Annotated in this window: 13 protein-coding genes; 9 read left to right on the top strand and 4 right to left on the bottom strand. The window is 67.2% G+C overall.

What is annotated here, in order from left to right:
* Positions 1–11 precede the first annotated feature (11 nt).
* On the bottom strand, positions 12–1394 hold the full coding sequence (locus ACI3KU_RS03050; protein ID WP_404920816.1) for an MFS transporter: 1383 nt from the start codon (positions 1392–1394) through the stop codon (positions 12–14).
* Between the two features lie 165 nt (positions 1395–1559).
* Here ACI3KU_RS03050 and ACI3KU_RS03045 point away from each other — a divergent pair, with 165 nt between their 5' ends.
* The 6 genes from ACI3KU_RS03045 to ACI3KU_RS03020 are packed head-to-tail and all read left to right on the top strand — an operon-like array spanning position 1560 to position 8058.
* Positions 1560–3032 carry a fumarylacetoacetate hydrolase family protein gene (locus ACI3KU_RS03045; RefSeq protein ID WP_404920815.1) on the top strand — a complete coding sequence of 491 codons (1473 nt, stop codon included), beginning with the start codon at positions 1560–1562 and terminating at the stop codon, positions 3030–3032.
* Positions 3025–3735 (top strand): GntR family transcriptional regulator, encoded by a 711-nt coding sequence (locus tag ACI3KU_RS03040; protein WP_404920814.1) that lies wholly within the window; start codon positions 3025–3027, stop codon positions 3733–3735. Before ACI3KU_RS03045 ends, ACI3KU_RS03040 begins: the two co-directional genes overlap by 8 nt.
* A gap of 31 nt (positions 3736–3766) precedes the next feature.
* Positions 3767–5263: a 5-carboxymethyl-2-hydroxymuconate semialdehyde dehydrogenase gene (hpaE, locus tag ACI3KU_RS03035; RefSeq protein WP_404920813.1), complete on the top strand. Its 1497-nt coding sequence runs from the start codon at positions 3767–3769 to the stop codon at positions 5261–5263.
* A gap of 35 nt (positions 5264–5298) precedes the next feature.
* On the top strand, positions 5299–6462 hold the full coding sequence (gene hpaD, locus ACI3KU_RS03030) for a 3,4-dihydroxyphenylacetate 2,3-dioxygenase (protein WP_404920812.1): 1164 nt from the start codon (positions 5299–5301) through the stop codon (positions 6460–6462).
* 19 nt (positions 6463–6481) lie between these two features.
* Positions 6482–7267 carry a 2-keto-4-pentenoate hydratase gene (locus ACI3KU_RS03025; RefSeq protein ID WP_404920811.1) on the top strand — a complete coding sequence of 262 codons (786 nt, stop codon included), beginning with the start codon at positions 6482–6484 and terminating at the stop codon, positions 7265–7267.
* Positions 7268–7287: 20 nt separating this feature from the next.
* Positions 7288–8058 carry an HpcH/HpaI aldolase/citrate lyase family protein gene (locus ACI3KU_RS03020; RefSeq protein WP_404920810.1) on the top strand — a complete coding sequence of 257 codons (771 nt, stop codon included), beginning with the start codon at positions 7288–7290 and terminating at the stop codon, positions 8056–8058.
* Between the two features lie 427 nt (positions 8059–8485).
* On the opposite strand, the gene ACI3KU_RS03015 is transcribed toward ACI3KU_RS03020, so the two are convergent.
* Entirely contained in the window at positions 8486–8992 is a 507-nt protein-coding gene (locus tag ACI3KU_RS03015; RefSeq protein WP_404920809.1) for a DUF4188 domain-containing protein, read from the bottom strand.
* A gap of 55 nt (positions 8993–9047) precedes the next feature.
* Between ACI3KU_RS03015 and ACI3KU_RS03010 the strand changes: the two genes are divergently transcribed.
* Positions 9048–9620 (top strand): TetR-like C-terminal domain-containing protein, encoded by a 573-nt coding sequence (locus tag ACI3KU_RS03010; RefSeq protein ID WP_404920808.1) that lies wholly within the window; start codon positions 9048–9050, stop codon positions 9618–9620.
* A gap of 134 nt (positions 9621–9754) precedes the next feature.
* Here ACI3KU_RS03010 and ACI3KU_RS03005 read toward each other — a convergent pair whose 3' ends face one another.
* Positions 9755–11659: a glycoside hydrolase family 127 protein gene (locus tag ACI3KU_RS03005; protein WP_404920807.1), complete on the bottom strand. Its 1905-nt coding sequence runs from the start codon at positions 11657–11659 to the stop codon at positions 9755–9757.
* Positions 11660–11864: 205 nt separating this feature from the next.
* Positions 11865–13400 (bottom strand): alpha-N-arabinofuranosidase, encoded by a 1536-nt coding sequence (locus tag ACI3KU_RS03000; RefSeq protein WP_404920806.1) that lies wholly within the window; start codon positions 13398–13400, stop codon positions 11865–11867.
* A gap of 282 nt (positions 13401–13682) precedes the next feature.
* Here ACI3KU_RS03000 and ACI3KU_RS02995 point away from each other — a divergent pair, with 282 nt between their 5' ends.
* Together ACI3KU_RS02995 and ACI3KU_RS02990 are read left to right on the top strand one after the other, a co-directional pair.
* A complete protein-coding gene (locus ACI3KU_RS02995) occupies positions 13683–15020 on the top strand; it encodes an extracellular solute-binding protein (protein ID WP_404920805.1) in 1338 nt (445 codons plus the stop codon).
* Positions 15021–15037: 17 nt separating this feature from the next.
* Entirely contained in the window at positions 15038–15994 is a 957-nt protein-coding gene (locus ACI3KU_RS02990; protein ID WP_404920804.1) for a carbohydrate ABC transporter permease, read from the top strand.

Below are 15994 nucleotides of genomic sequence, written 5' to 3'. Positions count from 1 at the left end.
TCCTCGTCCGTTCAGGCGTCGGTGACGCCCACACCGTAGAGCGGGGTCTTCGCCTGTTCCGCCTCGTGGTCGATGCCGAGAGGGATGCCCGCACGGTTGCGGAAGGCGAGGGTGGCCAGCAGCCCCACCACGGTCATCGCCAGCAGGTACCACATCACCGCGGTGGTGCCGCCGGTCGCCTGGAACAGCGCCTCGGCCACGAGCGGGGCGAACGCGCCACCGCAGATCGCGCCGATCGCGTAGGAGATGGAGACGCCCGAGAAGCGCACCGACGCCGGGAACATCTCCGCGTAGAACGAGGACTGCGGACCGTAAGTGAGACCGAGTCCGATCGAGAGGATCGACAGCCCGAGCGCGAAGAGAACGACGCTTCCGGTATTGACCAACGGGAACAGCGACAGCACACCTACGGCCTGCAGCAGCCAGCCGATCAGGTACGTGCGGCGGCGTCCGATCCGGTCCGAGATCGTGCCGCCGAACCAGGTCAGCACCAACCAGATCACGGCGCCCACGGCCACCGACCACAGCACCTCCGGACGCGTGAGGCCCAGGGCGTTCGCGCCGTACCCCTGGATCCAGCCACCGGTGGTCATGTAGCCGACCGCGTTGTTGCCCGCGAAGACCAGGGCCGCGAGCACCACGACCACGCCGTAGTTGCGAAACAGCACCACGATGGGGGTCTTGGTCTGCGCCGAACGCTCGGCGATCTCCGTGAAGACCGGGCTCTCCTCGACGCTGCGACGGATCCAGTAGCCCACGAGGATCAGCACCACCGACAGCAGGAACGGCACGCGCCAGCCCCATTCCAGGAACGCGTCGCCGGGGGCGATGGCGGAGACGATGGCGATGACGGCGCTGGAGAGCAAGAGGCCGAGCGGGACACCCACCTGCGGCGCGGCCCCGAAAGCGCCGCGCTTCTCGCGCGGAGCGTGCTCGACGGCCATCAGCACGGCGCCTCCCCACTCCCCACCGGCGGAGATGCCCTGCAGCACGCGCAGCAGGATCAGCAGGATCGGTGCGGTGATGCCGGCGGCCGCGAAGGTCGGCAGTACGCCGATGAGCGCGGTGGCGACCCCCATGCCGAACAGCGTCACCACCAGCACCTGACGACGACCGACGCGATCGCCGAAGTGGCCGGCCAGGAACGCGCCGAGCGGACGGAAGAGGAAACTGAGGCCGACGGTCACGAACGAGAGCAGGGTCCCCACCCCTGCACCGGCGGGCTGGAAGAACAGGGTGCCGAAGACGAGGCCCGCCATGGTGGCGTACGTGAAGAAGTCGTACCACTCGATGGTGGTTCCGATCACCGTGGCGAAGACGACCCTGCGACGGTCGCCCGTCGAGCTGATCGTGCCGGTGGGGGTGAGACCCCCGGGTGCAGCGTGCGAACTCATGATGACTCCCTCGTCGATCTGTGCGGACCCGAACCGACGATCTGCGGAGGTTGTGGAATCGCCGTTGTCCGAATGACCATGATCATATACGATTTGAGATACGACTCAAGAATTTCTTCCGATAGGGTCGCCGTGACTCATTCCCACCGACGTGAAGGAGAGACGATGGACACGGATCCGCGCTTCGCCGCGCTGCCGCTGCGCCCCGGCAAGGTCATCGCCGTGCACCTGAGCTACGAATCCCGCGCAGCGCAGCGTGGTCGCAAGCCCGCGCAGCCCTCCTACTTCTTCAAGCCCTCCAGCTCGATTGCGGCTTCCGGCGGACTGATCGAACGCCCCGAGGGCACCGAGCTGCTGGCATTCGAAGGGGAGATCGCGCTCGTCATCGGCACGCCCGCACGCCGAGTTCCGCTGGAGAGCGCGTGGTCTCACGTCGGCTGGATCACGGCGGGCAATGACTTCGGCCTGTACGACCTGCGTGCGGCGGACAAGGGGTCCAACGTCCGATCCAAGGGCGGCGACGGATTCACCCCGCTCGGCCCCACGCTGATCGACGCGTCTCATGTCGATCCGGACAGCATCGGCATCCGGACGTGGGTCAACGGTGAGCTACGGCAAGACGACTCCTCCGCCGGGATGTTCTTCTCCCTCCCCCGCTTCATCACCGACCTCTCCCAGCACCTCACGCTGGAGCGCGGCGACGTGATCCTCACCGGCACCCCCGCCGGATCCACGGTGGTTCAGCCGAATGACGTGGTGGAGGTGGAGGTCTTCACCCCCGAGGCCAGCAGCGGACGCCTGCGCACCACCGTCATCGCCGGCTCCGGCGTCTTCGACCCCGCGGTCGGATCGACCCCGGCGACCGATGACCTCCAGCGCGAGGAGGCCTGGGGCTCGCGGGAGGCGGCAGGACTCCCCCCGGTGCGCACCGGGCTTGATCCGGATCTTGCCGATCGCCTGCGTCGTGCCCCCGTGGCAGGACTTTCGCAGCAGCTGCGAAAGCGCGGGCTCGACAACACCACCATCGACGGCGTCGCCCCCATGCACCCGGAGCAGAAGATCGTCGGCGTGGCGCGAACTCTCCGCTTCGTGCCGAACCGTGAGGACCTGTTCGCGTCTCACGGCGGCGGATACAACGCGCAGAAGCGCGCGTTCGACGCGGTCCAAGATGGCGAGGTCATCGTCATCGAGGCCCGCGGTGAGGCCGGTTCGGGCACGCTCGGCGATATCCTCGCCATCCGCGCCCACGCCCAGCACGCCGCGGGCATCATCACCGATGGCGGCGTGCGAGACTACGACGCCGTCGCCGCGGTGGGCATCCCGGTCTACAGCCGCGGAGCGCACCCTGCGGTGCTCGGGCGCCGTCATGTGCCGTGGGACTCCGATATCACCATCGCGTGCGGCGGCACCACGGTGCAGCCGGGCGACGTCGTGGTGGCCGACCGAGACGGCGTCATCGTCATCCCCCCCGCGCTGGTGGAGGAGGTGGTCGACGCCACCCTCGCTCAGGAAGACGAAGACGCGTGGATCGCCGCTCAGGTGGCCGCGGGGGCCAAGGTCGACGGCCTGTTCCCGATGAACGCCGAGTGGCGCGAGCGCTACGACGCCTGGCGCGCCGAGGAGGCCGCTCATGGCTGACTTCGGCCCGATCGACCTCCACACTCCCGAGATCCAGGCGACAAGGAGCAAGTCCGAGCACGCCTACACCTGGATCCGCGGCCACATCGATCGGCACCAGTTCGGGCCGGGCTACCGGCTGGTGCTGGCGTCGCTGGCCGATGAGCTGGACATGAGCGTGGTTCCGGTACGCGAAGCCATCCGCCGACTCGAAGCAGAAGGGCTCGTGACGTTCGAGCGAAACGTGGGAGCACGGGTCACGCTCGTGGACGCCGACCGGTACACCGACACGATGCAGTCGCTCGGCATCATCGAGGGGGCGGCCACCGCTCTGGCCGCACCGCTGCTCACGGAGCAACTACTCTCCCGCGCTGAAGCGATCAACGCCCGGATGGAGTCGCTACTGGCCAACTTCGACCCGCACACGTTCACGATCCTCAACCAGCAGTTCCACGCCACCCTGTTCGAGGCATGCCCGAACAAGCACCTCGTCGAACTGGTCGAACGCGACTGGGCACGGCTCGCGGGTCTGCGCGATTCCACGTTCTCCTTCGTTCCCGATCGCGCAGCGCACTCGGTGCAGGAGCACGCCGCGCTCATTCATCTCATCCGCGACGGAGCCGACGGGCTGCGCATCGAGATCGCGGCGCGCGAACACCGCGACCACACTCTCCAGGCTTACCGCGCCTCGCGAAGCCTCGGATCCCTTCCCTCATCTAACTGAGCGCTCCCGCGCTGATCATCCAGGAGGACCGATGTCCGATCGTCACATCCCGGCAGAGCTGCCGGATCGCATCCGGCACTACATCGACGGCTCCTTCGTCGACTCGCTCGACGGCGACACCTTCGACGTGCTCGACCCCGTCACCAATGAGACCTACGTGCAGGCGGCCGCGGGCAAGAAGGCCGATATCGATCGCGCCGTCGCGGCCGCGCGCCGCGCCTTCACCAACGGGCCGTGGCCGCGGATGGCTGCCCGGGAGCGCTCGCGCATCCTGCACCGGATCGCCGACATCGTCGAATCTCGCGATGCGCGCCTCGCCGAACTGGAGAGCTTCGACTCCGGCCTTCCCATCACGCAGGCGCTGGGCCAGGCGCGGCGCGCGGCCGAGAACTTCCGTTTCTTCGCCGACCTCATCGTGGCCGAGCACGATAACGCCTTCAAGGTTCCGGGCCGGCAGATGAACTACGTCAACCGCAAGCCGATCGGCGTCGCGGGGCTGATCACTCCGTGGAACACGCCTTTCATGCTGGAGTCGTGGAAGCTCGGCCCCGCCCTCGCCACCGGCAACACGGTGGTGCTCAAGCCCGCTGAGTTCACACCGCTGTCGGCGTCGCTGTGGGCCGGGATCTTCGAGGAGGCCGGCCTCCCGCAGGGGGTGTTCAACCTGGTCAACGGCCTGGGCGAGGACGCCGGCGACGCGCTCGTCAAGCACCCCGATGTCCCGCTCATCTCCTTCACCGGGGAAAGCCGCACCGGGCAGATCATCTTCGGCAACGCCGCCCCGTTCCTCAAGGGGCTGTCCATGGAGCTCGGCGGCAAGAGCCCGGCCGTGGTGTTCGCCGACGCCGACCTGGAGACAGCGATCGATGCCTGCATCTTCGGCGTCTTCTCGCTGAACGGCGAGCGCTGCACCGCGGGCTCCCGCATCCTGGTCGAGCGCTCGATCTACGACGAGTTCGTCGAGCGCTACGCCGCCCAGGCCCGCCGCGTGAAGGTGGGCGACCCGCAGGATCCGACCACCGAGGTCGGCGCGCTCGTGCACCCGGAGCACTACGAGAAGGTGATGAGCTACGTCGAGATCGGCAAGACCGAGGGTCGTCTCGTCGCCGGCGGCGGCCGCCCCGAGGGCTTCCCCACGGGGAACTACGTCGCCCCGACGGTGTTCGCCGACGTCCCCCCCGATGCGCGCATCTTCCAGGAGGAGATCTTCGGCCCGGTCGTGGCGATCACGCCCTTCGACACCGACGAAGAGGCACTCGCCCTCGCGAACAACACCAAGTACGGCCTCGCGGCCTACGTGTGGACCAACGATCTGCGCCGCGCGCACAACTTCGCCCAGTCGATCGAGGCCGGCATGGTGTGGCTGAACAGCAACAACGTTCGTGACCTGCGCACGCCGTTCGGCGGCGTGAAGGCCTCCGGTCTCGGCCACGAGGGGGGCTACCGCTCGATCGACTTCTATACCGACCAGCAGGCGGTTCACATCACCCTGGGCGAGCCGCACAACCCCACGTTCGGCAAGCACTGAGCTGCCACGGCCCCGCAACGACGCAAGGACCAGACATGACCAATCGTGCAGACATGACGCCCACCTCCTCCGGCTTCTTCGTGAGCCAGGAGGCGCCGATCGTCACCGAAAACCCGATCGCGACCCCTGCCGCCACGCCCCCGGACGTGCTGCGCTGCGCCTACATGGAGCTCGTCGTCACCGACCTCGCCGCCTCGCGGGTGTTCTACGTGGATGTGCTCGGCCTGTACGTGACCGAGGAGGATGACGAGAGCATCTATCTCCGCTCCACCGAGGAGTTCATCCACCACAACCTCGTGCTGCGCAAGGGTCCGATCGCCGCGGTCGCCGTATTCTCCTACCGCGTGCGCACCCCCGAAGACCTGGACCGTGCGGTGGATTTCTACACGGAGCTGGGCTGCGAGGTACGACGCAATTCGGACGGCTTTGTGAAGGGCATCGGCGATTCGGTGCGCGTGGTCGACCCGCTCGGATTCCCGTACGAGTTCTTCCACCAGACCGATCACGTCGAGCGGATGTCCTGGCGCTACGACCTGCACACCCCCGGCGAGCTGGTACGCCTGGATCACTTCAACCAGGTGACGCCTGACGTTCCGCGCGCGGTGAAGTACATGCAGGATCTCGGCTTCCGCGTGACCGAGGACATCCAGGACGAGGAGGGCACCGTGTACGCCGCGTGGATGCGCCGCAAGCCCACCGTGCACGACACCGCCATGACCGGCGGCGATGGTCCCCGCATGCACCACGTCTGCTTCGCGACCCATGAGAAGCACAACATCCTCGCGATCTGCGACAAGCTCGGAGCGCTGCGTCAGTCCGACGCCATCGAACGCGGCCCGGGCCGTCACGGCGTCTCGAACGCGTTCTACCTCTACCTGCGCGACCCGGACGGCCACCGTGTGGAGGTCTACACGCAGGACTACTACACCGGCGATCCGGACAACCCGGTGATCACCTGGGACGTGCACGACAATCAGCGCCGCGACTGGTGGGGTAACCCCGTCGTGCCGAGTTGGTACACCGACGCCTCCCTCGTGCTGGACCTGGACGGCAACCCGCAGCCCGTCATCGCTCGCACGGACTCCAGCGAGATGGCAGTCACCATCGGCGCCGATGGCTTCTCCTACACGCGCCCGTCTGACGAAGACGCGATGCCGGAGTGGAAACAGGGCGAATACAAGCTCGGCCACCAGCTCTGATCCACGAGAGGATCCGCACATGCTGACGTCTGACACGATCACGCGGCTGGCCGATGAGCTTGCGGTCGCAGACCGCGAGCACACGGTGATCCCACGCATCACCGCCCGACACCCGGAAGCGACGGTCGAGGATTCGTACGCCATCCAGGGCGTCTGGCGCGATCGGCAGATCGCCGCCGGGCGCCGGCTGGTGGGGCGCAAGATCGGCTTGACCTCCCGCGCGATGCAGCTGGCCACGGGCATCACCGAGCCGGACTACGGCGTCATGTTCGACGACACCGTCCATGAGTCGGGTGCGATGATTCCCGCCGCCGAGTACTCGAACGTGCGCATCGAGGTCGAGCTCGCCTTCGTGCTGAAGCAGCCGCTGACTGGTCCCGATTGCACGCTCGAGGCCGTGATCGCGGCGACGGACTATGTCGTTCCGGCGCTGGAGGTGCTGAACTCGCACATCGAGTTGGAGGGACGCACGATCGTCGACACCATCAGCGACAATGCCGCCTATGGGGCGATGGTGCTCGGCACGGTGCGCCGGCGCCCAGACGACGTGGACCTGCGGTGGGTGCCGGGGCTGCTGTTCAAGAACGGGGAGATCGAGGAGACCGGAGTCGCAGCCGGAGTGCTCGGCCACCCCGCCCGTGGCGTCGCCTGGCTGGCGGACAAGCTGCACCAGCACGGCGATCGTCTGGAGGCCGGCGAGATCATCCTCGCGGGGTCGTTCACTCGCCCGGTGTGGGTGGAGGCCGGAGATACCGTGCTCGCCGACTACGGAGATTTCGGCACCATCGAGTGCCGCATCGCATGACATCGCAGGAGGAAGCACGCATGACACTCCCACCGACATTTCGTGAGGCGCTCGCCGGCGCCGACCGCCCGCTGATCGGTCTGTGGTCGGTCGCGGGGTCCGCCCTGATCACCGAGATCATCGCCGGGGCTGGACCCGACTGGGTGCTCATCGACATGGAGCACTCCGCGAACTCGCTGCAGTCGGTGCAGCTGCAGCTGCAGGTGCTCGCCGGCTATCCGCGGGTCAGTCCTGTCGTGCGGGTTCCGATCGGCGATGACGTGACGCTCAAGCGCGTGCTCGACCTCGGCGCGCAGACGGTGCTGGTGCCGATGGTCGGCTCGGCCGCACAGGCGCGCGAGCTGGTAACCGCCGTTCGCTATCCGCCCGCTGGTCGTCGCGGGGTCGGCTCCGCGCTGTCGCGTTCGGCCCGGTGGAATCGCGTCGACAGCTATCTCACCCATGCCGATGACCACGTCGCGCTGTTCGTGCAGATCGAGTCAGCGGATGCTGCGGAGAACGCTGCGGAGATCGCGGCCGTCGATGGCGTCGCCGGCGTGTTCGTGGGCCCGGCAGACCTCGCCGCCTCGCTCGGTGTGATCGGCCAGCAGACGCACCCGGAGGTCGTCGCGGCCGTTCATCAGGTGTTCGACGCCGTGATCGCCGTGGGCAAGCCGGTCGGAGTGAACGCCTTCGCACCGGATGCCGCCGAGGCTTACCTCACGGCCGGTGCGTCTTTCGTGGCCGTCGCCGCCGATGTCTCCCTCCTCGCCCGGGCCTCCGAGTCCGCTCTCGCCCGCTTCCGCGCCTGACAACCGCGACAATTCAAAGCCCGCGAGACATCAACGCCCGCGAGACTTCCGTCTGTGGGCGAGAATCGCCGCGTTGCGTGAATTGTCGCCCACAGACGGAAGTCTCACGGGACATGGGCGCACGCACGAAGAAGGCGGGGTGGTGGCCCCTCGCCAACCACCCCGCCTCAACTTCTCCTCAATCCCGCGCCCTCCGGAAGCACCCCCCAGCGCTCCACACACGAGACGAGGATCGGTGGGACCTCATCGGGTCCAGCCCCACCGAACGGCGACGAATCGCCATTCCCCTCTCGCACCGACTGCTGCAACTCCCCCCGGAACCGCATACGGTGTCTCACCCATAGAGACGACAACCCACGCCATCTATGACGCAAAACCCAGAACATTTTTGAAGAAGTTTTTCGGAGCTGACAGAACAGCCTCACAATCAGGCATTTTCCTCCGGAGACTTTCGCCCGCCAGAGCGCTCCAATCGCTGACGTGCCGTCTGCATCCCCGCACCAACCGGCACATGCTGTGTCGCCCGAGCGAGCCCGAAGGCCGGCATATCGACGTAGACCGCTTCCTGGTCGGCCACCGGCACCTGGTAGGTCTCGTGCCACACGCCGACGTCTCCACTCCCCTGCAGTCGACGCATGTAGTCGCGCCACGGCTGCAGGTGCGGAGCGTCACGATCCGCGGCGAAGCGCTGGAGATGCTCCGGACTCTGCCAGTACGACAGCAACAGAGTCGTCCGCCCGAACCACGAGTGACAGCCGAGCATGCCCGCATCCGGATGCTCCGCGAGGTGACCGAGCATGCGCGGCATCTCCCGCGCAACGGAGGCGATGCTCCCCAGCTTCCACCAGCGGTTCGCGCGCATGCCGATGAGGAACACCGTGACGCTCTCCTGCTCCGGCCGCGCGGTGTACCTGCCGGGAAATACCTCGTTCATGTGATCCTCATTCCGTAACGTCGTTACGCAACAACGTTACGATACGATGATTCACATGGCAAGACCTCCTGTGTACGACGACGCGCTGCGCCACCGACTGCTCGCCGAGACCGCCGAAGCCATTGACTCACATGGCGTAGACGGGTTCTCGCTGCGCGCCGTGACAGCGGCGGCCTCGACGTCAACGAGCGCGGTGTATGCCCTGTTCGGCAGCCGTGACGGCCTGGTCGCCGCCGTCATCGATGACGCGTTCGCGTCGTTCGGCGCGGCACAGCACGGCGCGGAAGCCGACGGGCTCGCGGCACTGGGATGGGCCTATCGCGACTGGGCGCTCGCGAATCCAGTGCGGTATCGCCTGATGTTCGGCGGCGCGCTGCTCGCGTGCGCGCCGGAGGATGTGCCGTCATCCGACGGCGCAATGGCTCCCCTGATTCGGACGGTGACGAGTCTGCTGCCACACGCAGGCGAAGTCGACATCCGCACGCGGGTCCTCGCCATCTGGGCTCAGGTGCACGGCGCCGTGAGTCTGCAGCTCGCCGGAGTCATGCCCGACGGCACGGACTGGCGCATCGTCTTCGAGGCCGTGGTGGCCACCATCGCCCGCGACATCACCCACAGCACGCCCTGACGCTACGCGGCGGCAGGCCACGCCAACACGCCAACACGCCAACACGCCAACACGCCAACACGCCAACGGAGCACACCTCGGTCCGGGTTGCACCTGCCCCGCAACCACGAACCGGGCCAGCGCGCTGCCTCACCTCAGCTCGTCGGGATCCAGATCCGCATGGTACTGGGACCGCGCTGAGCCCAGGAGTAGTACGGAACCAGGGGAATCTCCACCGCCTCCCCCGAAGCGTCCACATCATCGCGATACGGCCACCCCTCCGGTGCCGCTCGGCGCAGCCAGCCGCGTGCGCGGACCCCACTCGCATCGCTCGTCAGCGGCGCAGTCGCGTCGATGACCAGATCCGCGACGTCCGCCCCATCGACGTCCACCGACTCCGCACACAGCACCAGTGGGCCCAGCTCGACAGCGACCGATCCGCGCACCGCGTCGATACGCGGATCGGGATGGGTGAGGCGCGGCGCCAGCGGGAGCTCGAGCACGATCTCCTCCCCCACCGCAAGGGCCGACAGCTCAAGCACACCATCACGCAGCGCTTCCGCAGACACCGGGGATCGCTCTCCACGGCGCTGCACCGTCGCCCCCGTCGCCCACGACGGCAACCGCAGTCGCAGCTCCGCTTCGGTCGGCGACTCCACCACCGTGATCGACACCCGCCCGTTGTGGGGATAGTCCGTCCGCACCCGAAGCAGCACCGCGCCGCGGGGAAGAAGCGCGCGAATGTCCGCGTCGGCGTACTGCACGATGCTCACTCCGCGCTGGTCCGCCACCGCGACATACGCCGCGAACTGCGACAGCGTGCGTGCCACATTCGTCGGGCAGCAGGACACCTCGAACCAGGGCGCACGCAACTGCGCTCGGGCGCGCCGGCTGATGTCGTCGGCGTCGACGGATTGGCTTGCAACCCGCTGCTGGAGCGGATTCGTATAGAAGAACGCGCGCCCGTCCGCCCGCGGCGAGACGGCTACCACGTTGTACATCGTGCGCTCGATGATGTCGCCGTATCGAAGATCGCCGGTTCCGAGCAACAGGCGCCAGGCCGTCATCACCGAGCCGATGCCCGCGCAGGTCTCGCAGTACGCCCGGTCGGCCGGGAGTTCGAAGTCCTCCCCGAACGCCTCGTCCTGATGATGAGAACCCATGCCGCCGGTCACATACGTGCGTCGCTCCAGCGTGCGATCATAGGCGCGCCGGACGGCGTCAGCGAGTTCCTCGTCGGCGAACTCGTCCGCCACATCGAGAGCGCCGGACGAGAGATACAGCGCGCGCACCGCGTGGCCGCGCAGCACCGGAGCATCCCGCACCGGGATGTCGTCCTGGAAGTACTCCCGTCCGAACTCGATGTCCGGCAGCACGTGATGCCCGCGTCGCTCGATGAACTCCCGCGCCTGATCGAGGTAGCGTCGCTCCCCCAGCGCGCGACCCAGCTCGGCGAGGCCGACCTCGACCTCGGGGTGACCGCAGATACCCGGGTTCGCTCCCGGTGCGAAGACATCACACACATGATCCGCGGCGCGCGTCGCGACGGTGACGAGCTCATCGCGGTAGCCGGATCGCACGCGCGCGACCGCGGCTTGAAACAGGTGACCGAGGCAGTACAGCTCGTGGCCCCAGTCCAGCTGCGACCACCGCGGCGCCTGCCCCGGATTGCCGAACATCGTGCTGAGGTAGCCGTCGGGCTGCTGCGCTGCGGACACCCGCGCGACGATCGCGGCGAATCTCGACTCCAGCCCCGCGTCGGGCTTGCGGCCCAGCTGCCAGGCCATCGCCTCGAGCAGTTTGTAGATCTCCGAATCGGAGAACTCACGCCCCGCACGAGTCGCGATGGTGCCCGCAGCGACCGCGTCAAAGTTCGCGAGCCAGCCGGTCCGCTCCTCCCAGTACTCGGCGTGCGGGATGATCGCGTCGCGGGCGAGGCTCTCCCACTCACCCCAGAACCCGCCAGCGAGCCGGACGGCGTCCAGGCCGAGTGGGCGCACGGCGGAGCGGGCGGGGACGACCGGCGCGACGACGTCATCGCGGGATTCAGGAGTGGTCATGTCGGCCTTTCAGTGCGTACCACGGGGTGGAGGTGCAAGAGCGACGAGGCAGGTCATCGCGCTGGTGCTCGCTGAGCAACGGAGAAGGGTAACTCAGCAATCGAGATGGGTCACTCCGCAACCGAGACAGCGGACCCAGCCAGCGAGCCACCTCGTCCCGCTGGCGACACCCGACGGGGCACCAGCGGGACGGGGCCGGGTGGGATCAGGCTTTCGTGACCTCGACCTCGATGACAGCCCACGACAGCGGCGGCAGCGTGGTGGTCAGCGTGCCTCCGTCGACGGCGGCGGACAGCGGCTGCAGTCCCACGCGCTCCTGAGCGTCCACGACGTTGGAGGTGAAGCGGTCGCCGCCCTCGGGAACGGTGAGCACCTCGGCGCGGGTGACACGAGATCCGGTGAAGCCGCGCAGTGACACCGAGACGTCGGCCTGCTCGTCGAGTCCGCGGTTGGCGAGGAAGAGGGCGACGCGGCCCGTCTCCTCGTCCCAGGTCGCGCTCGCGTCCACGAGGTCGGCGTCGCCGAAGCGAGCCGTGTCGTACTTGTCGCTGGAGACGGCGAGGCGCAGGATCTCGCCGCGGGCAAGCTCCGACATGCGTGCGAAGGGCCAGAAGATCGACTGACGCCACGCGGGACCGCCGGCTTCACTGCGGATCGGCGCGATGACGTTGGCCAGCTGCGCCTGGTTCGCGATCGACACACGATCACCGTGGCGTAGCAGCGAGTTCAGCAGGGTGCCGACGACAACGGCGTCCGTCACGTTGTACTCGTCCTCGATGATGCGCGGGTGCTCCTTCCAGGCGCCCGCCGCCTCGATCTCGCCCGGGGAGTCGACGCCCGGACGACCCTGGTACCAGACGTTCCACTCGTCAAAGGAGAGGTTGATGAACTTCTTGTGCTTGCCCGCTGCGCGCACGGCGTCGGCGGTGGAGACCACCGACTCGATGAAGTAGTCCATGTCGACGGCGGAAGCCAGGAAGCTGGCGGCGTCGCCCTCCTTCTCCTCGTAGTAGGCGTGCAGCGAGACGTAGTCGGCCACGTCGTAGGTGTGACCGAGCACGATGCGCTCCCACTCGCCGAAGGTCGGCATGCCACTGGACGAGCTGCCACACGCGACCAGTTCGATCGAGGGGTCCACCAGACGCATGGCCTTGCCGGCCTCCTGCGCCAAGCGGCCGTACTCATCGGCCGTCTTGTGGCCGATCTGCCAGGGGCCATCCATCTCGTTGCCCAGACACCACAGCTTGATGTTGAAAGGATCCGCGGCACCGTTGCGGCGGCGAAGGTCGCTGAGCGCCGTGCCGCCCGGGTGGTTGGCGTACTCGACCAGCTCACGCGCGGCCTCGACGCCGCGGGTACCGAGGTTGATGGCCTCCATGATCTCGACATCGGCCTTGCGCGCCCAGCTGGCGAACTCGTGCAGGCCGAAGGCATTGGTCTCCACCGTGTGCCAGGCACCGTCCAGACGACGGGGCCGCTCGGCGACGGGGCCGACGCCGTCCTCCCAGCGATAGCCCGAGACGAAGTTGCCGCCCGGGTAGCGGACGACGCTCACGCCCATCTCCCGGGTGAGCTCCAGCACGTCGGTGCGGAAGCCCTCCTCATCCGCGGCGGCGTGGCCGGGCTCGTAGATGCCGGTGTAGACACACCGGCCCATGTGTTCGACGAACGATCCGAAGATCCTCCGTGGTACCGGGCCGACGGTGAAGTCGCGGTCGACGGTGATGGTCGCGCGGGACATGTGACTCCTCATTGTCGCTGTCTGTCAAAGGGCGAATCTCCCCGCCATCCGGCGACGGTGCCCGTTGAGTGATGACATTACATCGTTGGAACAGATGTGTCGAGCACCAAGTTCGGCGGACTGGAAGGCGCACGTGTGACCGGTCCCTTCCGCAAGAAATCAGCAACTGCCCATTGCGAGACCGCTCCGCTCGCGCTACCGTTACCACGTTGAAATGAGGAGAGCTCATCTCAATCCCGAGAATCCGTTCTCGGATCTCGTCGACAAGGAGGTCACGTACGAATGCCTGACACCTCGCTCCGGCTCACGCGCCGGGGATTTCTCGCTGCGGCTCTGGGTGCCGCAACCGTCCCGTTGCTCGCGGGCTGCTCCTCCCCCGTGTCCGCGGGTCTGTTCGGAAGCAGCCTGAAGCCCGAGACCCTCGTGTTCTGGAACCTGTTCGGCGGCGGCGACGGCGTCCGACTCCAGGAAATGCTGGACGTCTACCGCACGCAGAACGGACCGGACTCACTCCAGGCCACCACGTTCGCCTGGGGAAATCCGTACTACACGAAGGTGACGCTGGCGACGGTTGGCAACAAGCCGCCGGACGTCGCCGTCTCGCATCTCACCCGCGCGAAGCCGCTGTGGCAGGGCGGACTGATCGATCCCATCACCGAGGAGGACCTCGCCGGCGTTGGGCTCTCGTTCTCCGACTTCTCCGAACGACCGTGGAACGCGCAGATCACGGACGGGCAGAACATTGCCATTCCGATCGACACACATCCGCTGGTGATGTTCTTCAACCAGACCGTGTGCGAGAAGGCCGGCCTCGTCTCCGGGGGGAAGCTGCAGAAGCTCGATGGCATCGACACCTTCGAGCAGGCGCTCGCCGCGATTCACGATGTCACCGGCGGCGAGGCGATCACCATCGCCAACGTGGGCGGCGAGACCGCCACCCCCTGGCGGGTGTTCTGGACGCTCTACAACCAGCACGAGGGCGCGACGCCCTTCCTCTCCGACAACGGCGCCAAGCTCACAGTCAACGAGGACATCTTCCTGTCGGTGATGGATCGGATCCAAACCTGGGTGAAGAACGGCTGGACCAACAAGGGACTCGACTACGCCACCGCGCAGTCGTACATGTTCACCGAGAAGGCGGGCCTGTACTTGCAGGGCGAGTGGGAGATCTCCACCGCCCAGTCGGTGAAGGGTCTGAAGTTCGGCATGGTGCCGGTGCCCACACTGTTCGACAAGGCGGCCTCTCAGGCCGACTCGCACACGCTGATCCTGCCGCGCAAGAACCGCACGCCGGAACAGCGCCAGCAGGCGATGCTGTTCATCAAGTCGATGCTCGATCAATCGATGACCTGGGCGCAGGGCGGACATGTTCCCGCCTACCTCCCCACGGCGAACAGCACGGAATTCGCCAACCTCGTGCCGCAGTCCGACTACGCCTCCGCCGCCGACTCGGCCGTGTATGACGATCCCGCCTGGTATGGCGGATCGGGATCCACGTTCGAGGGCATCGTCGGTGCCCAGCTGGGCCTGGTCCAGCAGCTGTCCATCTCGCCGAAGGAAGCCCTCTCGGCCATCAAGGATCAACTCGCCGTGTATCTCAACACGCCGAGCCCACTCTGACCCGGAGGTACGACGACGTGACCACCGCAACCCTCACCGTCCCGCGCGCCGCGCGCGGCAGACACCGTACGGCGCGCTCCAGCTACGCCGGTGCCACCAGCGGCACCGCACGCAGCGCCTGGCTGTTCATCGCCCCGTTCGGGATCTTCTACCTGGCGTTCCTGCTGGGTCCGACCATCTACATGCTCGTCATGAGCTTCTTCAACACCTCGACCGTGCGCACGGGGCTCGGCTCGTTCGCCGGCTTCGCGAACTACGCCGAGATGCTGACGCGAGCGGATTTCTGGAGCTCGCTGTGGCACACGCTGCAGTTCACGCTCTACACAACACCGCCGCTCGTGATCCTCGCGTTCGCGCTCGCCGTTCTGACGAACCGGATGCGCCGCTTCCAGTGGTTCTACCGGCTGGCCTTCTTCCTGCCGTACATCCTTCCATCCGCGACGATCTCCCTCATCTGGGTGTTCATCTTCACGCCCACCACGGGCCTCTGGGCGTGGGTGGAGTCGCTGTTCGGCATGACGCCCGGCTCCGGAGTGCTGTCAGATCCGAACACCGCGATGATCGGCATCGCGATCGCCACACTGTGGTGGACGATCGGCTTCAACTACGTGCTGTACCTCGCCGGCCTCCAGGAGATTCCGCGGGAGCTCTACGAGGCGGCGGCCGTCGACGGAGCGAGTCCGTGGCAGCAGATCCGCTACATCACCGTTCCCATGATCAGCAAGACCACGACACTCGTGGTGCTGCTGCAGATCATCGCCAGCCTGAAGATCTTCGATCAGGTGTACCTGATGACGGGCGGTGGGCCGGGAATCTCCACGCAGGTCACCCTGGGCGTGATCACCAACACGGCCTTCACCGACAACCGACTCGGGGCGGCGTCCGCGGCCAGCGTGCTGCTGTTCATCGTCATCGTGGTCGTCGCGATCGTCCGCCAGCTGTTCGAGCGCGCCGCCGCCCAGAAGGAGAGCTGA

It is taken from the genome of Microbacterium sp. ZW T5_56, assembly GCF_044987425.1.
In the GTDB taxonomy this organism is placed as follows: Bacteria; Actinomycetota; Actinomycetes; order Actinomycetales; family Microbacteriaceae; genus Microbacterium.
The sequence above is the reverse complement of the archived record's forward strand: the minus strand, read 5'-3'. Positions and strand labels throughout refer to the sequence as shown.

Bases quoted from the DNA above. Each gene is read 5' to 3' on its own strand.
- ACI3KU_RS03045 (WP_404920815.1), top strand. From the start codon at position 1,560: ATGGACACGGATCCGCGCTTCGCCGCGCTGCCGCTGCGCCCCGGCAAG.
- ACI3KU_RS03025 (WP_404920811.1), top strand. From the start codon at position 6,482: ATGCTGACGTCTGACACGATCACGCGGCTGGCCGATGAGCTTGCGGTC.
- ACI3KU_RS03005 (WP_404920807.1), bottom strand. From the start codon at position 11,659: ATGACCACTCCTGAATCCCGCGATGACGTCGTCGCGCCGGTCGTCCCC.
- ACI3KU_RS02995 (WP_404920805.1), top strand. From the start codon at position 13,683: ATGCCTGACACCTCGCTCCGGCTCACGCGCCGGGGATTTCTCGCTGCG.
- ACI3KU_RS03050 (WP_404920816.1), bottom strand. From the start codon at position 1,394: ATGAGTTCGCACGCTGCACCCGGGGGTCTCACCCCCACCGGCACGATC.
- ACI3KU_RS03020 (WP_404920810.1), top strand. From the start codon at position 7,288: ATGACACTCCCACCGACATTTCGTGAGGCGCTCGCCGGCGCCGACCGC.
- ACI3KU_RS03015 (WP_404920809.1), bottom strand. From the start codon at position 8,992: ATGAACGAGGTATTTCCCGGCAGGTACACCGCGCGGCCGGAGCAGGAG.
- ACI3KU_RS03010 (WP_404920808.1), top strand. From the start codon at position 9,048: ATGGCAAGACCTCCTGTGTACGACGACGCGCTGCGCCACCGACTGCTC.
- ACI3KU_RS03000 (WP_404920806.1), bottom strand. From the start codon at position 13,400: ATGTCCCGCGCGACCATCACCGTCGACCGCGACTTCACCGTCGGCCCG.
- ACI3KU_RS03040 (WP_404920814.1), top strand. From the start codon at position 3,025: ATGGCTGACTTCGGCCCGATCGACCTCCACACTCCCGAGATCCAGGCG.
- hpaE (WP_404920813.1), top strand. From the start codon at position 3,767: ATGTCCGATCGTCACATCCCGGCAGAGCTGCCGGATCGCATCCGGCAC.
- hpaD (WP_404920812.1), top strand. From the start codon at position 5,299: ATGACCAATCGTGCAGACATGACGCCCACCTCCTCCGGCTTCTTCGTG.